Source organism: Pleurocapsa sp. CCALA 161, from assembly GCF_003003995.1.
Taxonomy (GTDB): domain Bacteria; phylum Cyanobacteriota; class Cyanobacteriia; order Cyanobacteriales; family Xenococcaceae; genus Waterburya.
The window spans coordinates 1-17,223 of the sequence record NZ_PVWF01000100.1 but is presented as its reverse complement, the minus strand read 5'-3'; the positions used below and the strand labels follow the sequence as shown (position 1 = coordinate 17,223).

Here is a 17,223-nt window from a genome sequence, read left to right as displayed (position 1 = left end):
AGTAGGTAGTCCTAAAGGATAAGATTCGCAAATAGGTAGTAGGTAGTCCTAAAGGATAAGCTTCGCAAATAGGTAGTGGGTAGTCCTAAAGGATAAGCTTCGCAAATAGGTAGTAGGTAGTAGAAATTTTTCATTTCATTTAGGATTGCTATATGAGTTCGATTACGATACATTTCTACCGCTTCATTAAAGCGGGACTAGCAACTAGCTTTATTCCGTCTGCGTTTTGCGCTCGGTGCTAGAAATTAAAATAGTCGCCGCTCAGACTAAGATCAGAACTGCTTTGAATAATTGCAATCAACTCGTTGTCTTGGTATATTGCCGTACCTTCTGGTAAATCCCTTGGGGATGAACCAAGGCGATAGTCATCTATTGAGCCACCAAGCATAATCTCATCTTGGGTATTGTCAAAATCAGTAATTAAAGCATAGTCGTTATTACCTGCTTCATCGTAATGAACAACTGCTTCTCTTGAAGTTGCCGAAGATTTCCCACCTATTACAAATAAGTCGTTTTCTCCTTCGCCAGTTAAGGTATCAATGCCAGTGGTATCTACTGTAACGTAAAGACGATCCTCCGTAAAACTAATGCCCCCACCAGTCAAAGTATCGTTGCCCTTTCCACCTCTAAGATCGTCACTGCCGCCCAAGCCAGCGATAATGTCGTTTCCCTCTTGCCCGCTGAGAGTATCGTTGCCTTCACTGCCACCTATGACATCATTTCCTGCACCAGTAGCAAGAGAATTATCGCTGTCGGGAGAGAAAATAACGTCGTCGTCTCCGCCGTCATCTAGCGAAAGGTTACTACTGCTGAGATCAGCAGCAAGCGTTCCCGCATCTTCTAGATTTTCTGTATCCGTACTGGTAATTTTAAACATGAAATTCTCCTAGATTAAATTTAATTTCGGTAATTAATTTTTTATTATCAAATCTCATCGATCGCTATATTTATTGGTTAAAAAGTGAATCTTCTTAGGAAGACAGTAAATAGTAAAATAACTACATTTTTAAAACACTAGCTAGGTTAATATAGCAATCCTAAATGAAATGAAAAATTCCTACTACCTACTACCTACTACCTACTACCTACTACCTACTACCTACTACCTACTACTTACTACCTACTACTTACTACCTACTACCCACTACCTAAAAACCAATCAATGTAGTTTCATGAATCAAACAGGACTGCTATATCTTTGCTAGTAACAACTAGCAGCTGATGACTTTATTTATATAGTGGTCATTAAAGTTTCTCAAGATTTATGTGATGAATTCAAGCTCTAATAGTTTTTTTTAGACACATTATTAAGATAATTAGAGCCTGAAAATAGTAATTGTAGTCACATAAATATTAGATAAATTAAATATGTGACACGCTCTAAGCCTTAAAAATAGAAATTTTTTAGTACTTTTAAACTAGTCTGAAATAGACAAAATTAAAACTCTTAAGTCTAAAAAAAACTTAAATTAACTATTTAATCATGCACAATCAACAGTAAGAATAGAAAACAGTAAGTTGAAAATTGCACACATCAGTAATTATGAACAAATCGATTGAGATAAATCGTCAAGATATTTTTAACCATCTAAAAATATCGTGCCAACTGCCGACTATTCTTGAAGGGGTTGTTACCTGTAAGGTTATTGAGCAGAAAGCGGCAGAAATAGGAATCACCGTTAACACAGAAGATATACAACAAGCAGCTGATAATTTTAGGCTGACTCAAAGACTTCGTAATATTCAAGATACTCAGGCTTGGTTACAAAAACATCATTTATCGTTAGATGACTTTGAACATTTAATTTACACAAATATTGTTTCGAGAAAATTAGTTGAACACTTATTTGGCGATCGCGTGGAAGCTTGGTTTTATCAGCATCAGTTAGATTATGCTGGTGCAGCCATATATGAGGTATTTCTGGACGATAAAGATATTGCGATGGAGCTATATTGTGCTTTAAAAGAGAGAGAAATTAGCTTTCACGAAATTGCACGTCAATATATTACTGAGCCATCTTGGCGACGATCTGGAGGCTATCGCGGAATAGTGAGGCGTAAAGAGTTGAAATCTGAGGTTTCCAGGGCTGTTTTTGCGGCAAATCCGCCAGAATTTTTGAAACCAATAATTACTTCAACAGGGATACATGTAATTTTAGTCGAAGAAATAATTCAGCCAAAGTTAGACGAACAAATCAGGAAACAAATTCTGGGAGATTTATTTTCTCAATGGTTAAAACAACAAACTGAAAAACTAGAGATTAAAATTAACTTGGATTTTAAGACTCCACTTTCTCTTAACAGTAAAGTTTTAACTTAAAATCTTGGTGTGGGATTTAGCTATATTGAATCAAAAAAACTCAGAATGACGGAACAAAAATAGTAAATTTGCACTGTCATCTGAGTAATCGAAGTCTAAAAGGCAGTAATGTTAACATTGGAGGCATTAACATTAACATTAGAAGCATTAACATTGGAAATTTGTACACTCACATTAGTTTGAGAAATTCCCACAACAGTAGCAGTTTGGATGCTACCTACGGACGCGCTATTTTGAGTAACTACAGAATTTATGTCCATTCCTCCCGCCATAAGATTTAGTTCGCGATCGCTTAATTCTTCGAGAAAGTTCTCCGAATCTTGAAATAGTTCAGATCCAGCGGGATTTAACTCGGTTATTTTGAGTTGTGCCATGATATTTTTTCCTTAAATTTTAGATAAGTTGTGTTTAGCAATTGTTAGCTTTGTTGTTCTCTGAGCCAAAGCCGCCAAAGAGTATTAAAGATTTCTTCTCTGACAGATTCGCTCATTTCTGTGGGAAACCACTTCTCCACCCTCAGGAGGTGATAACCAAGCTTAGTTTTGATCGGGCCAATAATTGTTCCTGCTGCGGTATTGGCGATCGCTTCAGCAATTTCTGGGACTAGTTGAGATATGTAGAGGATACCCAGAAAGCCACCATTAGTATGAGATTGTTTGCCTTGGGAATGTTCTAAAGCTAAAGCACAAAAGGAGTTCTGGTTTTCTTTTAGCGATCGCTCGATGGTTATAGCAGTTTCGGAATCAAGAACCAGAATTTGAGATAGAGCAACTCGTCGATATTGGTCACGGTTAGCAATATAGTGTAGATCGACATTAGCGCCGAATAAATATTCTTTTAATTTTTTAGTTAGCAGTTTCAGCCTAATCCCTTCTGACCAATCTTCTAGAGTAATTCGTTGTTGTTTTAGCCAGTTAGTAGTCTCTTCTACCCCGAACAATTTATGTTGTAAACGGAAAGCATCTCCCTCTTCTTGCCATTCTGTTTCGGTAACTTCAACTCCGAAATGTTGACACAGTTTAACGATCAAAATCTCTTCTTCAGCTAGATTAGCTATCTCGGCAAACTGACAGGAATGACGCAGATAATCGACAATTTCTGCATCATTTGCCGTCGATATCTTAGGAAATAGTGACTCAATGTCAGTTTCTTGAATTTGGTCTTGAATTTGGATGGTGTTATTAGTCATGGTTAATAAGTTAGTAATTTTAGATGTGATGTAGGGGCGTTGCCGTAGGGGCGAACGGCGACGCGACGTTAGGAGCTAATCCTTTAGGGCGTTCGCCCCTACGGGCGATAAATAAGAAGATCGCGAGGAATATCAGCTTTTTTGTAGCGATTACGATGTAAATCGCCGTAAAGATCGAGATAGTCAAGTTCTTCGGTGGTAAGTCTGCCTTTTTCCATTGCTGCGATCGCTTCATCGATATGTGATCGCTTAGTCCAACCCGCCAAGGCAACATCAACACTATTTTGACAGAGAGAGTAGCGATATAAATCGGGAACAGAAGGTCGCCAACATCCAGATGGTAGTAGCGGTGGTGGTTCCCAAAGATGACCGCGCATTCCTGCGGATTTAAAAGTAACAACTCCTGGTCTTTGAGGATCTTGGGAGTCGAGGTGAGCCAAAACTTGCTGCTGTGCGCTGCGGTGAGCCACGTTATGACGCACCATAACCACATCTAATAAAGGACTATCTAGCCATTGACTGGCGAGTTCGTGGCTGTGGAAAGAAGCACCAATATAGCGGACGATGCCCATTTGCTTCATCTTTTCCGAAGTCTCAAACATTCTTTCGATAGTTCGCTGATAAACGGAGTTTGGACCACGCAGATCATTAGATGCACCCATGCATTTATTAAAATCTGCCTCATTATCAGTATCAATCCAACCCCAGAAGAAGACATCGATATAATCCATTTTTAGATCGACAAACTGATCTAAGAGAGATGCCAAGACTGCCTCTGGAGTTTTAACCATATAAGTTACGGTTGCCAGAATTGCTTTCTCTCGATAGGATGAACCTCGTCCACAAAGTTTACGTAAAGCTGGCCCCATCGAGCTATATAGATAGTGATGTAAGTCACTGGAATAGAAAAAGTAGTTAACACCCCGATCAAAAGCATAGAGAGTGTCTTCACTAGAAATATGTCCGCCACCACCCAATCCTAAACAACTGACGGTTAGATCAGTGCGCCCTAACTTACGATAAAACGACAGATCGGATTCTGGTTGTTTGACTGGATCAATAACTGGGCTTTTTGGCGGACTTGTAACTATTGGCTTTAATTCGGTTAATTTCATAAGACCTTTTGCATGAATAAAAAATTAATTTTTTTCCCTTTAACCTTTACCCTTTACCCTCTTGGTAAGATAAGTGATTCTGATTCGTGCCAGAAGTTTATAGGTTTAAGGGAGTATAAATGTCTTCCGAGTTAGCATTGAGATAACAACGCTCTAATTCAATTCCCAGGGAGTCAAACTCTTTGGCGATCGCATTTAAACGACTTTCTGGAGTATTATTTGCTGACTGGTTGACAGCTAGTAAGCCATTGGCAATAATTTGACAGCGATTAGTCCCAAAGCTGTCCTTACTAGAGAATTTATGATCTGGTTCTTCTGCTAAAGCTAATCCTGGTGCTAGGTATTTAGTAAACAATGGAATTTCTGGTTGAAAGTGTTCTTGATGTTGACCATAAATAGTTTCCAAAACCTGCTTGACTACCTCATAATGAAGACTGTCGAAATAAAGTACAGCAGAATCATGCCTGCCGTAATCGGCAGAATTGTAAAGAGCCTTGAAAGAAAAGGGGATAGCTAAGGAGTTGAGTTGGGTGGTTAAACTGGTCATAATCGCGATCGCACCTTCGGCAGTAAGATTGAAATAAATACGTACCGTGACATCTTTTCGTTCTTGAGCATCACTTTGCCGCGCACCTATATCGCCCACTGCCATATAAAATCCATTTTGAACCCGATTTTTTGGCAGTCGAATTGCAACTATATCGCCTATCTTCGAGTTTTTAGCTTCGGGAGACAGATGGTTTTCTACATTAGCGTGGAGTGTTAAACCACCTTTATTAACGATTAAAATATCTTCTGCTTCTGAAGCGATTATCTGCCAACCAGGATCAAAATGACCTTGACCTTGATTACTTTGATGCAATCTGTCGTAAAAGTCTAAATCTACTCCGAGAAAGGTATTGTTTTCTAAATCTTGATATAGGTTGGATTGTGTTAGCTCATTATCAAGAGCTAAAGCTTTTTTAAGTGAGCCATTGTAATAAATACCGTAGAGGAAGCCCTGTAACATTTGGGAGAGGTATTTAGATTGCAAATCGGTTGATAATTTTTGAAACCTTTCTACAGTTGGGGGTGGTAATTCTACAGGTTGATAATTCGGGTGACGAATACAAAAGTTGGATTCGATTTGAACTTGATTAACAATATCTTCTAAAGCGGTTTGTAAAGAAGTTGATTTGAGATTGGGTTGAGAATCTAGCAATTGCATAGCTATTAATTTTTCCTAAAGTGATGTTTATAATATTTATTACTAGCTCTTACAGTGATCTAGTTCATTAATTTCAATACCTAAAACGCTGGCAATCGAAGATTCTGGGTTGCACAATAAAGCTTTTGCTACTTGAAGCATACATATCCCCGTGTTATTAAAAGCTTTTTGGTACTGTAAAGTTGATTGGATCGTTTGAATTAGTGCTAAACCTGCAAACTGCATCACTTTTTGCCAAAATTTGGGGTCATGTTCCACAATTTCAGGAAAACAAGTAGCATAGGTTTTGGTTAAAGCTACTAAAGATGGTTGCAATACTTCTAAAGGGATTGTCGCCAAACGCAAGGATTCATCAATTGCCATCGATCTACTGACGATCAAACTCTGTAGCCAAATGATCAAATAGCTGCCAATAACTGTACCCAGATCGAAAGCAGGATCTCCCCAGCCAGAACGTTCCCAATCAATTAGTTTTAGTTCGACTTGAGGCTGGTTATAATTTGTGGCTAAAGATGGCTCGGCGGGTTTCCAGTGAGCAGCAATTAAGATATTATTTAATTTAAGATCATTGTGAGTTAGACAAACAGGCTGATACGATTCGTTTAGCTGGGCGATCGCTTTTCCCAAACTATCATAGCGTTGATACAGGGCAAAGAATTTAAGACCATCGGCAGGAACTGTCCCAAATATTTCTGGAGTAATTCTGGCTAATCCACTTGCCATGCCCTGAGTTAATTTTGGGGATGAACTACTGTTACTATAGCCAAAGAAATTTTCATAGCTATGGTTATTAATCGTTTGAGAATGAATCGTGGCAATAATCGACCCAATTGAACTGGCTATTTCGGTCGCAAAAATATTTTCTTGTCCATAAAATTCCCCTAAGTTTTGATGGTCATCTAAGTATTTAACAATCAAAATTGAATTATCTACATCAAAATCCGTAATTTCTGGTAACCAACTATTCAGCTTACTAACTTCGGGAAACTGCTTCACAAAATCTTGAATACGCCACTCTCGGTTAAATTCTCCAGCGGTTTTTCCTGCGCGGTCAAATCGTTCCTGCTTGATAAATAACTTACTGCGATCGGGCAAGCTAACTAGTAAGTTAAAGTTTTTTGCTGATCTCGATTCTATATCATGCTCATCAAGTTTTTGTTTGATTTCAGGACAAATATTTTTTTCCTTGAGGTATTCAAAAACATTCTTTGAGCTTAGTAAAAATACCATAATTGTTTAAACTTATTCTAATTATTAATTATCAGTAAAACACTTTACTTTGAAAATACTTTCAAAGTTTAAATTGTCGACAAAGACAAAACAAAAGGGACAAGCATTTAAAATATTCTAAATGCTTGTACATCTTGTTTGCTAAGATGACTAACTAGAAGATAATTGTGGAAAAACTGTGATGAAGTAAAGTTGGTTTAATCTTGATTTGCAATGCTTCAAAATTGCCAATTTTAGCATAATTAAAATTGCCATAATTAGCGTAGTCAAACTCACCACTTGAAATACCAGACACCATAGTTTTGCCACTAACTGTAGCTGCCGAAGCACCTCCTCCAAGCACATCGCTAAGTTCGCGATCGCTTAATTCATTCAGGAAATCTTCGTGACCTTGAAACAGTTCAGAACCAGCAGGACTTAATTCAGACAATTTAATATTAGCCATTGATTTTCATCCTTGAAAACTATTTTGTTTCTATTAGTTGAGAGAAGAAAAAAGAGTTAAATCCATTTTGATCAACGCTTTTCTCTTCTGCTCTAACTGATTTTCAGCCTAGAAACTTATGTCTAGAAAGTTACTAAAGTCTGAGTTTGACCGACATCAGTAATACTATTTACAGTACCAACAGAAATACTGTTTTGACTAGCAACTGAAGCGATAGTATCACCACCAACCACGTTTTCAATTTCGCGATCGCTTAATTCATTAAGAAAGTTCTCAGAATCTTGTAACAATTCAGAACCGGCAGGACGTAATTCAGACAATTTGATTTCAGCCATTATATTTCTCCTTAAAACTATTTTGTTTGTATTAGTTGACGGAAGAAAAATAGAGTTAAATCCATTTTGATTCAGTTGTTTTAATAAGTTACGATGCGCTCTACGTAGGCGGAGCCTAATCACAACTTATTAAAACTTTAGACAATTTAGCAACCAAGTACAGCTAGTTAAGATAGAATACTACACAGTTGGTTTCAGCCATCTGCTTTAGCTGCTATCTGCACTAAGTAGATAATTGTCGGGAGAGAAAATCAAGTTTTGATCAACGCTTTTCTCTTCCACTCCAACTACTTTTTTTTGAGCTTAGAAAGTTACAAAAGTTTGAGTTTGACCAACATCAGTAATAGTGTTTACAGTACCAACAGAAACACTATTTTGACTGGCAACACTATTAATTGTGTCGCCACCAACCACGTTTTCGATTTCGCGATCGCTTAATTCATTAAGAAAGTTCTCAGAATCTTGTAACAATTCAGAACCAGCAGGACGTAATTCAGACAATTTGATTTCAGCCATTATATTTCTCCGTTTGTATTTACGTGAATGTTGTTAGAAAAGAAAATCAAATTTTGATCAACGCTTTTCTTTTCAATTTTCATTATTGATGAAAGTTTTAGCGAAATCAAGTATATTTAGAGACTAAGCTAGACTTAAATAAACTTTTTAAGTCCTGAAAAATATCATTAATTTAAGCATAATTTAAAAATTTATTAACAAATAGGAAAGCCTGTACAACATAAGTATCAAACAGACAATCTAAGTAATACCATTTACCAAAAGTAGCTAAAGACTTAATATAAAAGATATAGAAGTAAAATGAGTTTACAAGAATCGCGATTAGGCTTCCCTAAAGACTAGCTTCGCCCTAAAGGATTCCCTAAAGGGTATATGCGTAGAGGCTTGCACTCTTGTCCTTAAGCCAATGAGGATATCGCATTGAGTGTATCCGTGATAGACACCTTCGGATAAGCTTCTTACGTCGCGTCCGTCGCGCCTAGCCTAAGGATCGCTGAATCATCGGCAAACTTAAGGCTTGATATTTGATCAAAATACAAGCGTGCCGTGATAATAAGATATAAAATCCTTATCTGCAATGATGGGGCAGTCAGAATTTACAATTTATTATTGGTTGGAATTATATCGAACAGGAGGATTATTTGTCTTATTTGGAAGAAGCACCAAATAGAGTCAATAAAGACCCAAATAATACTAAATCCGCTTGGCAAAGGTAATGTTTAATTTCTGCGTAAAAATTTGGTGATGAAATCAGAATAATTAATATTTGCGAAGCTAATCCTTTAGGACTCGTTACCTGTGAGACAGTTGCGTTGCGGTGAAGCAAACTGTCGAATCCGAAGGGCTACTTGCTATTTGAAATGACTATAACACTATTAAATTTAATTACCCTAAAACGAACGAAGCTGATAAATTTCGCGGTCGGCAATTTTTTTAGCTAACTTATATTGTGTGGTTAAAACCTGCTTCAATAATAAATTCGCAGCAGGATGGTCTTCAATATAGGGGGAATTTTCGCCTCCTTTGACGATAAATTCGGGCTTTTTTGCCAATATTTTGCTTAATTCTGCTTCAGTAGAACCTGCTGCACCCTCGATGTATTTAAAAAGGTAATCTCTAGAAAGATTAGAAGGATGGGTTACTACTTTACTTGGAGGTTTAAGATCCATCAGCCAATAAACAATCTGATCCTGCATCATATATATGGGTTTTCGGGCAGAATCATGTTGCTGCAAATAGTCAACAATCTCATAGGCTACACCGTGGTTTAGCGGTTTGACCTCCTTAAAACGATCGCCAATAACCTGATATTGAGTATATATCGGCTTTAAGATAGAAATCAGCCCAAAAGCAACCAAAGTCACCAGCAGTAAGCGACTTATTTTCGGTAATCTTGCCCAAAATAAGGCAAAAGTTAAGGATAATAACGGAAAAATCTGAATACAGTAATGCTCATATAATTCCCCACCTTGAATAATTGAGATGACTGTACTCAAAAGAAATACCTGCAATAGCCCAAATTCTCTCTGTTGCTTGCTTGAAGTTCTTTGCCAGAGTTGATTGAGAATCCCAAAAATTAAGCAGGCAAAAAGTAATTTTTGCTCCGTTCCCATTCCTGTGTGTCCTGCTGAATTAGCATAACTGAGGGGAGCTAACACCACAGAATTAAACCAAATTAAACTGTCTCCTTTAATCAGATAGGGGCAATAAGTTAAAAATATTAAGCTCAAGCTACCCAGGCAATAAGCCGCTATTCCTGCTAACTCTACCGTCTGATGTTTAAAAGTACTATATACAAGCCAAATTCCGACTCCCAACACCACATAAGCCAAATTAAGCCTGACTAATGTTGCTCCAGTTAGCATTAGACCCCCTAGAAATAGCGCCCCAGGAGTCATTTTGCGGGTAACTAGCCAAGCTAATGCTCCTACAAGCGGTACACAAGCAACGTGTTCGGTCATAGTAGCCTGTCCGCTGTCGATCGCTGTTACAGTCGCAATTGTCAAAATGCCCGCAAATATACCTACGGAATTACTCCCAATATTTCTACCAACTAGATAAACTAACCATGCAGTTAGAAATACGCATATTGTCCCGGCGATACGAATACCAAGAATATTTTTGCCCAACAACATGATCAAAAAAGCGTAAGTTGTAAATGCTAAAGGTGGTTTAAGATCCCATAGTTCCGTATAGGGAAGATGTCCATCCAAAAGAGATTGCCCCATCAAAATAAATGTGCTTTCGTCCCAATTGATAACATCGACAAAATAGTAGGGAAAACGAACCAAAACACTGATTCCCAATAGGCAAAAAGCAATTACCCACTTTTTTTTCATGGTGTATGTGGTGTATTAATTATCGCGCTCTTTTAAAGCTGGGCATTGGTTTTCTGTTCGTAGCTAATAGCTACGAACTCTTTAAATTTAATCAAAGATGACGATGTTAAAAAATCACATTGTCCTAAAGGATACACATTCGGATATACCCTTGTGGTATCCCTTGATTCACCAACGCCCAAAGCTAAAGTCAAAAGCAAGCTTTGAGGAATCAGCCAGTATTTCTCATGCCCGCAGCAATCCCATTAATAGTTAACATTGCCCCCCGCAATAATTCTTCCTTGCTAAAGCGGAAGTGGAGCGCTTGAGATTTATCGTGTTGACGTAAGCGTTTGATTAGCGCTACCTGTAAAAATCCGAGGGGAACAATTGTGCCGTTACGCAATTGCACTGATCGCTGTAGCTCAAGATTACCGTCTAGCAGCTTTTGCTGACCGTTTATTTTGAGAATTAAGGCTTTAGTGAGATTATATTCTTCCGAAATCTGAGCAAATAACTTTTGGAAACGCTCAAGATCTTCTGGTTGAGATAATTCTTTGACGTAATGTTCGGCAATTTGAAGATCTACCTTAGCCAGGGTCATTTCCACTTTAGAGATAACCACTCGAAAGAAAGGCCACTTGACATAAAAATATTGCAGCAGATCGAGATTTTTCTCAGGCTCTTGTTCCAAAAAGCCATGTAGTGCCGAGCCGACACCATACCAAGCAGGTAGCAAAAAGCGACTTTGAGTCCAGCTAAACACCCAGGGAATTGCCCTGAGACTGCTCAGATCTTTTTTGTTGTTAGATCCACTTTTGCCTGGACGCTTAGAGGGGCGCGAGCCAATCTGAAGCTGGCTAATTACGTCTATAGGAGTGACGGAATGGAAAAAGTCAACGAAGTCTTCTTGTTCATAAATTAAAGCGCGATAGACGGTGCGCGATCGCGCTGATAGCTCTTCCATGATCTGATTCCAGGGTTCGACCCGATCAAATCCACTACCGAGTAAACTAGACTGAATTACTGCTGTAGTCATTGTTTCGAGATGATATAAAGCCAATTCAGGCAAAGAATACTTAGAAGCTAGCACTTCTCCCTGCTCAGTAATTTTAATTCTGCCCTGAATCGTATCCGTTGGTTGAGCCAAAATTGCTGAATAAGCAGGACCACCCCCGCGACCGACCGAACCCCCGCGACCATGAAAAATCCTTAGAGAGATACCAAATTCAGCTGCAACCTGCTGTAAGGCTTTTTGAGCTTTATGAATTTCCCAGTTACTGCTTAAGAAACCTGAGTCTTTATTACTGTCAGAATAGCCCAACATCACTTCTTGTAAATTACAGGGTTGGAGAGGCATTAAAGTAGTGGTTGAAATCTCTTCCCGTTGCGCTGAAACATGTTCATAGCCCCCCGCTAAGGAAGCACGATATAGCGGTAGCTCAAATAGTTCTCGCATCACTTCTGGCGCGCGCTTGAGATCTTCTACCGTCTCAAATAAAGGGACAATCCTAATCGAAGTGCAGCAAGTAGCAGGGTCGTATAGTCCCGCCTCCTGAGCCAGCAGTAACACCTCTAAAACATCGCTGACAAAATTAGTCATGCTGATGACGTAGGTTTTACAAATTTTGGTGCTGAATTCCTGCTGCAAAAGTCGTAACATCCGAAAAGTTTCGATCGTTTCACAAGCTGTAGGGGAAAAAGGCATTTCTCCTGGAATCAGGGGACGACGAGTTTTTAATTCTTGAATCAACCAGGTAGTTTTTTCGGCTTCAGAAAGTTCATTGTAGGGTTTGGGTAAGACCTGAAGATAGGCAGTAATTTCGGCGATCGCATCGCTATGTCGAGAGGAATCCTGACGAAAATCTAACTCGACCAAGTTAAAGCCAAACACCTCAGCTTGAGTAATTAAATTATCCAACTCACGACAATGTAGCCTGGTGGCAGCCAAACTAGTCTGCATCAGCTTTAACTCAGCGACAAACTCATCTCCCGTAGTGTAGATATTTTCAGTATGAATTTCGGAGATAGCCTGTCTTCCCGCCGCTGAGGACAAAGCTTGATTTCTCTCCAGCGTGTTGCTCAATCGATAAGCAATATACGCTAGCTTAAGACGATAAGGTTCTTGACGATAGCGAATTGATAATTCTTGGTAAATGCTGGGTATTTGCTGCTGATCTTGCTCGAGAGAGTCGAGTAATTCTTGCTGTACATCACTCCAGTGCAGAGAAAGGCTCAAAATTTCTCTTAATTGAGCGATCGCCTCAAGATATTTGCCGATGACAATTGTTCGCTGATAGCAGGCAGTTGACCAGGTTACTTGAGGTGTCACAAAGGGGTTGCCATCACGGTCTGAACCGACCCAAGAGCCGAAGTAACAAAAGTTATGGGTTGGAGCAATTAGTTTGGGGAAAGATGCCCCTAAAGACTGCTTGAGGCGAGAAGCTAATTGAGGAATTACGTCAAATAAGACTTCTTGAAAGTAGTGTAAGGAGTAATCTACTTCATCTAATACTTTAGGTTTAAATTGATGCAACTCATCAGTCCGCCACCAAAGACGAATCTCCTCAGTTAACTGACCCACCGTTTCATTAGCTTCCCAGGATTCAATCTGCCCAATTTCTTGCATTGCTTCTTCGGCAATGTCTAACTGCTCTAAAATTTGGGCAATACGGCGCTGTTTTTTGCGGATGGTGTGACGGACAATTTCCGTAGGATGGGCGGTAAAAACTAATCTAATATCAAGCTGATCTAATAGTCTTTGCAGCATCAAGGGAGGCATGTTAATTTCCTTGAGATAAGGAAAGAGCCAATGAAATAGTCCCGCCTGATTACTGCTCGATATGCTGGGTTCAGTCCAATTATTGTTTAATTTTGGTGTTTGACTGTGAGCTTCCGTAGTCGCAGTTCCTGGAACTAGAGGTTTTTTGTCTTTAAAATTGTGAGGGGAAACTTGAGTCACACGCCGAGCTAGTTTTTGCTCTTTTGATTCGTAGTGTTGTTCAACAATGTTAATCAGTTGAAAATAAAGCGCAAATGCCCTGGCTCCCTGAATAGCATCGTCAAGACTTAACTTTTCAATTAACTGTGGTACGGAAGATTGGGTAAATGTTGCTGTTACCTGTCCTTCAGCAGAATGAAGAGAGCGCATTTGCTGGAGCAGATCGAGCATTTCCTGACCACATTCTGAGCGTAGCACCGACTCCCAAAGGTCTTCAATCAATTTTTGTCGATGACGCAACAGTAAGTGGGAAGTGTCAACCACATTAGTCTCTTCTCGATTTACGATCGAAGATTGAACAAGCGAACTCATAAAAACCTCTATTTGACTTAAATAAATCGTAGCTTGATTGGTGTAGTGATCATGTTGGGAATTTGACAGAGCAAAAAGTTTATAGCTTCCAGCTTTGAGCGGATCTATATCAACTACACCAATACTAGATCGGTAAGGGCGATCGCCACATCGCTAGTTAAATTCAAGCTGCTCAAGGCTCAAAATTAGGGAAGTTCAGGATAGGCAAGCGTTCTGAGCGAAATATTTCTTCACTAGCTTTGCCGAATTCAGTCATGAATTCTGACAAGAGGTATAGCAATAAAATGCTCAAAATAAAAGGACTTGTCGCAATACTTAATCCTAAAAATATTTTGAAATCTTTTGGGTTGCTAGGGTTCATAGTTTAATTATCCAATACTCCTTCTTTAGTATTGTATTGACTTTAGGTATTGGTAACGCAAAGCGAACTGATTTTTTTTTGATTGCAGCAAGATCAGGCTTGCTTTGATGGCTATTGTAGTTTAAGTTTTATTTTATTCAAGTTCGGCTAGAGCAATATTTATGAAACAAACTATCGTTCAAGTAGATGCTTTTACCGATCGCCCTTTTCAAGGGAATCCTGCTGCTGTCTGTATATTGGAATCACCTCAAGATGAGCAATGGATGCAGTTGGTTGCTCGGGAAATGAATTTGTCAGAAACAGCATTTTTATACAGGGAAGGTCAAGCTTACGGTTTGCGCTGGTTTACTCCCACCAGCGAGGTTTCTTTATGTGGTCATGCTACCCTCGCCAGCGCTCATGTACTTTGGACCGAAGGATATGCTTCGACAGGGCAATTAATTCAGTTTGAAACCAAGAGTGGTATTTTAACAGCTAAATATCAAGACGACTGGATCGAGCTAGACTTTCCTGTTAATCGCTCCCAAGATATTCCACCAATCACTAAATTAGGGGATGCTTTAGGCGTACCCTTAAAAACGGTCTTATACAACTCCTTAGGCTACCTAGTGGAAGTTGCTACAGCCCAACAGGTTGAACAGCTACAGCCTAATTTTAACCTGCTCAAGCAATTACCTATCTCCAATGTGATTGTGACGAGTAAAGCTGATAGGAATTCTAAATATGATTTTGTTTCCAGATTTTTTGCCCCTGGGGTTGGCATCGAGGAAGATCCTGTCACTGGATCTGCTCACTGCTGTCTTGCTCCTTATTGGCGGGATCGCCTGAACCAAGATCGGTTTTTGGCTTATCAGGCTTCTGCTCGTGGGGGGGTAGTTAAAGTGTATTATGATGGTGGCGATCGCGTTTTGCTTCAAGGTCAAGCAATAACGGTAATGCGAGGGGAGTTGTTGTAGGTGATGGCTTTTAAATAGATGAACATAAAAATTAAACGAGCTATATCTCTGGTGGTGAGTATTGTTTTGCTCATTGTGATGGGTAATTATTTGAGCAATAATTTTTATCTAGTTTATTCAACAGTTGATAGCTGGAGTAAGGTCAATGCTAAAACAGTCAACACACAAGCCCTGGGGACTAATGGAGTAGTAGTTTCAACTCAGCAAGATGCTTCAGCGGTGGGGTTGGAAGTACTTCAAGATGGAGGAAATGCGATCGATGCTGCGGTGGCGGTAGGTTATGCCTTGGCAGTGACAGATCCCTGCTGCGGTAATTTAGGGGGCGGTGGATTTATGCTGATTCATTTAGCCGATGGGAATGAAGCTTTTATTAATTTCCGTGAAACTGCACCTTTAAAAGCTGATAGCAAAATGTATCTAGATGAGCGAGGGAAGCTGCGGGAAAACTTGAGTACTGATGGTTACTTAGCGGTGGGTGTTCCAGGTACAGTTAAGGGTTTGAATTACGCCCTTGAGCAATATGGGACGATGGAGCTAAAACAAGTGATCGAACCAGCGATCGATTTAGCCGAACATGGTTTTGTACTGCAAGCAGGAGACGTAGATATATTTGAGGCGGGGAAAGAAAAGCTGCTGCAACCTAATGTTGCCAAGATCTTTTTGCAAGATGACCAGAAAACCTATCAAGTTGGCGATGTTTTAATTCAGTCCGATCTGGCTAACACGTTAAAAGCGCTCTCTCAGGAGGGAACAGAAGCTTTTTATCAAGGAGAAATAGCCCAAAAAGTTGTGGCTGCCAGTCAAAAAAACAAGGGTATTTTGAGTTTAAAAGATTTTTCCAGTTATCAGGTGGCAGAATATGAACCCATAAGCTGCAATTATCGAGGGTATCGTGTAGCTTCTTCACCTCCTCCTGGTGGTGGCACTACTGTTTGTCAAATGCTAAATATTTTATCTGGCTATAATTTAAAAGAATTAGGCTGGCATACGCCCCAAAGTTTACATCATATGTTCTCCTCAATGTTATTCGCTTTTGGCGATCGCAATCGTTATTTAGGCGATCCTGATTTTGTTGATAACCCGACGAACAAACTACTGTCTGCTGAATATGCTGCTTCCCTAAGAGAAAAAATAGCTTTTGAGGCACTCGATCCTGAGTCTGTATTTTCTACTGACGTTCCACAGGAGGGAACAAATACCACTCATTATTCTGTAGTGGACAAAGAAGGTAATGCTGTAGCCGTTACCTATACAATTAATTCTTATTTTGGTGCAGGAGTAGTTGCGCCAGGAACAGGATTTTTACTCAACAATGAGATGGATGATTTTACTACCAAGCTAGGATCTTCTAATCAGTTTGGTTTGCGTCAGGGATCGGCAAACTTAATTGAGCCTGGCAAACGTCCTTTAAGTTCTATGTCCCCGACTATAGTTAGCAAAGATGGGCAGGTTTATCTGGTCACAGGTAGTCCAGGAGGTTCGACTATCCCGACTACGGTGTTGCAGGTAATTACTAACGTGATTGATTACGGTATGAACATAGCAGATGCGGTTAATTCTCCCCGTGTACACTATCAAGGTTTACCTAACCAAGTAGTTGCTGAAGCTCATGCAATTACGCCTGAAACCTTTAGAGGTTTGAAAATACGAGGCTATAGCACTATGCCTTTTATGCCTTGGGGTGCAGCAGAATCAATTCTGGTTCATGGGGATAAAACGATGATTGGGGTTAATGACATACGTAAACCTGCGGGGAAGGCAGTTGCTTATTAACCTCAGTTCGGGTTAAGAACATTAATCGTATAATATTAAATCCGTTCCAGATAGGTTAGTTAAAAAATTGAGTAACAAGTAACAAGTAACAAGTAACAAGTAACAAGTAACAAGTAACAAGTAACAAGTAACAAGTAACAAGTAA

Annotated in this window: 15 protein-coding genes; 3 read left to right on the top strand and 12 right to left on the bottom strand. The window is 39.4% G+C overall.

The window, feature by feature from the left end:
• Positions 1-238: 238 nt before the first annotated feature.
• Positions 239-877: a calcium-binding protein gene (locus tag C7B62_RS19245; protein WP_106240827.1), complete on the bottom strand. Its 639-nt coding sequence runs from the start codon at positions 875-877 to the stop codon at positions 239-241.
• A gap of 666 nt (positions 878-1,543) precedes the next feature.
• Here C7B62_RS19245 and C7B62_RS19240 point away from each other — a divergent pair.
• On the top strand, positions 1,544-2,320 hold the full coding sequence (locus C7B62_RS19240) for a peptidylprolyl isomerase (protein WP_106240823.1): 777 nt from the start codon (positions 1,544-1,546) through the stop codon (positions 2,318-2,320).
• A gap of 95 nt (positions 2,321-2,415) precedes the next feature.
• Here the strand turns inward: C7B62_RS19240 and C7B62_RS19235 are convergent, their stop codons facing one another.
• The 11 genes from C7B62_RS19235 to C7B62_RS19185 form a co-directional block, all read right to left on the bottom strand.
• Positions 2,416-2,694 (bottom strand): hypothetical protein, encoded by a 279-nt coding sequence (locus C7B62_RS19235; protein WP_199194280.1) that lies wholly within the window; start codon positions 2,692-2,694, stop codon positions 2,416-2,418.
• 44 nt (positions 2,695-2,738) lie between these two features.
• Complete coding sequence (locus C7B62_RS19230; RefSeq protein WP_106240820.1) at positions 2,739-3,509, bottom strand: peptidylprolyl isomerase; 771 nt, start codon at positions 3,507-3,509, stop codon at positions 2,739-2,741.
• Between the two features lie 98 nt (positions 3,510-3,607).
• Positions 3,608-4,624: an aldo/keto reductase gene (locus tag C7B62_RS19225; protein WP_106240817.1), complete on the bottom strand. Its 1,017-nt coding sequence runs from the start codon at positions 4,622-4,624 to the stop codon at positions 3,608-3,610.
• Between the two features lie 97 nt (positions 4,625-4,721).
• Entirely contained in the window at positions 4,722-5,831 is a 1,110-nt protein-coding gene (locus tag C7B62_RS19220) for a T3SS effector HopA1 family protein (RefSeq protein WP_106240815.1), read from the bottom strand.
• Between the two features lie 42 nt (positions 5,832-5,873).
• Entirely contained in the window at positions 5,874-7,061 is a 1,188-nt protein-coding gene (locus C7B62_RS19215; RefSeq protein ID WP_106240812.1) for a phosphotransferase, read from the bottom strand.
• Between the two features lie 154 nt (positions 7,062-7,215).
• Positions 7,216-7,506, bottom strand: a complete 291-nt coding sequence (locus C7B62_RS19210) for a hypothetical protein (protein WP_106240809.1) — start codon at positions 7,504-7,506, stop codon at positions 7,216-7,218.
• Between the two features lie 122 nt (positions 7,507-7,628).
• Entirely contained in the window at positions 7,629-7,841 is a 213-nt protein-coding gene (locus tag C7B62_RS19205; RefSeq protein ID WP_106240806.1) for a hypothetical protein, read from the bottom strand.
• Between the two features lie 303 nt (positions 7,842-8,144).
• Positions 8,145-8,357: a hypothetical protein gene (locus tag C7B62_RS19200; RefSeq protein WP_106240803.1), complete on the bottom strand. Its 213-nt coding sequence runs from the start codon at positions 8,355-8,357 to the stop codon at positions 8,145-8,147.
• Positions 8,358-9,247: 890 nt separating this feature from the next.
• On the bottom strand, positions 9,248-10,696 hold the full coding sequence (locus C7B62_RS19195; protein WP_106240800.1) for a glycosyltransferase family 39 protein: 1,449 nt from the start codon (positions 10,694-10,696) through the stop codon (positions 9,248-9,250).
• A 211-nt stretch (positions 10,697-10,907) separates the two neighbouring features.
• Positions 10,908-13,988, bottom strand: a complete 3,081-nt coding sequence (gene ppc, locus C7B62_RS19190; RefSeq protein ID WP_106240798.1) for a phosphoenolpyruvate carboxylase — start codon at positions 13,986-13,988, stop codon at positions 10,908-10,910.
• Between the two features lie 172 nt (positions 13,989-14,160).
• On the bottom strand, positions 14,161-14,349 hold the full coding sequence (locus C7B62_RS19185; RefSeq protein WP_106240795.1) for a hypothetical protein: 189 nt from the start codon (positions 14,347-14,349) through the stop codon (positions 14,161-14,163).
• A gap of 161 nt (positions 14,350-14,510) precedes the next feature.
• Here C7B62_RS19185 and C7B62_RS19180 point away from each other — a divergent pair, with 161 nt between their 5' ends.
• On the top strand, positions 14,511-15,305 hold the full coding sequence (locus C7B62_RS19180; protein WP_106240792.1) for a PhzF family phenazine biosynthesis protein: 795 nt from the start codon (positions 14,511-14,513) through the stop codon (positions 15,303-15,305).
• A gap of 18 nt (positions 15,306-15,323) precedes the next feature.
• Positions 15,324-17,078, top strand: coding sequence for a gamma-glutamyltransferase (gene ggt, locus C7B62_RS19175; protein ID WP_106240789.1), 1,755 nt, complete (start codon positions 15,324-15,326; stop codon positions 17,076-17,078).
• The last annotated feature ends 145 nt before the right edge of the window (positions 17,079-17,223 follow it).

Bases quoted from the DNA above. Each gene is read 5' to 3' on its own strand.
- C7B62_RS19200 (WP_106240803.1), bottom strand. From the start codon at position 8,357: ATGGCTGAAATCAAATTGTCTGAATTACGTCCTGCTGGTTCTGAATTG.
- C7B62_RS19220 (WP_106240815.1), bottom strand. From the start codon at position 5,831: ATGCAATTGCTAGATTCTCAACCCAATCTCAAATCAACTTCTTTACAA.
- C7B62_RS19240 (WP_106240823.1), top strand. From the start codon at position 1,544: ATGAACAAATCGATTGAGATAAATCGTCAAGATATTTTTAACCATCTA.
- C7B62_RS19180 (WP_106240792.1), top strand. From the start codon at position 14,511: ATGAAACAAACTATCGTTCAAGTAGATGCTTTTACCGATCGCCCTTTT.
- C7B62_RS19205 (WP_106240806.1), bottom strand. From the start codon at position 7,841: ATGGCTGAAATCAAATTGTCTGAATTACGTCCTGCCGGTTCTGAATTG.
- C7B62_RS19225 (WP_106240817.1), bottom strand. From the start codon at position 4,624: ATGAAATTAACCGAATTAAAGCCAATAGTTACAAGTCCGCCAAAAAGC.
- C7B62_RS19215 (WP_106240812.1), bottom strand. From the start codon at position 7,061: ATGGTATTTTTACTAAGCTCAAAGAATGTTTTTGAATACCTCAAGGAA.
- C7B62_RS19195 (WP_106240800.1), bottom strand. From the start codon at position 10,696: ATGAAAAAAAAGTGGGTAATTGCTTTTTGCCTATTGGGAATCAGTGTT.
- C7B62_RS19245 (WP_106240827.1), bottom strand. From the start codon at position 877: ATGTTTAAAATTACCAGTACGGATACAGAAAATCTAGAAGATGCGGGA.
- C7B62_RS19185 (WP_106240795.1), bottom strand. From the start codon at position 14,349: ATGAACCCTAGCAACCCAAAAGATTTCAAAATATTTTTAGGATTAAGT.
- ppc (WP_106240798.1), bottom strand. From the start codon at position 13,988: ATGAGTTCGCTTGTTCAATCTTCGATCGTAAATCGAGAAGAGACTAAT.
- C7B62_RS19235 (WP_199194280.1), bottom strand. From the start codon at position 2,694: ATGGCACAACTCAAAATAACCGAGTTAAATCCCGCTGGATCTGAACTA.
- ggt (WP_106240789.1), top strand. From the start codon at position 15,324: ATGAACATAAAAATTAAACGAGCTATATCTCTGGTGGTGAGTATTGTT.
- C7B62_RS19210 (WP_106240809.1), bottom strand. From the start codon at position 7,506: ATGGCTAATATTAAATTGTCTGAATTAAGTCCTGCTGGTTCTGAACTG.
- C7B62_RS19230 (WP_106240820.1), bottom strand. From the start codon at position 3,509: ATGACTAATAACACCATCCAAATTCAAGACCAAATTCAAGAAACTGAC.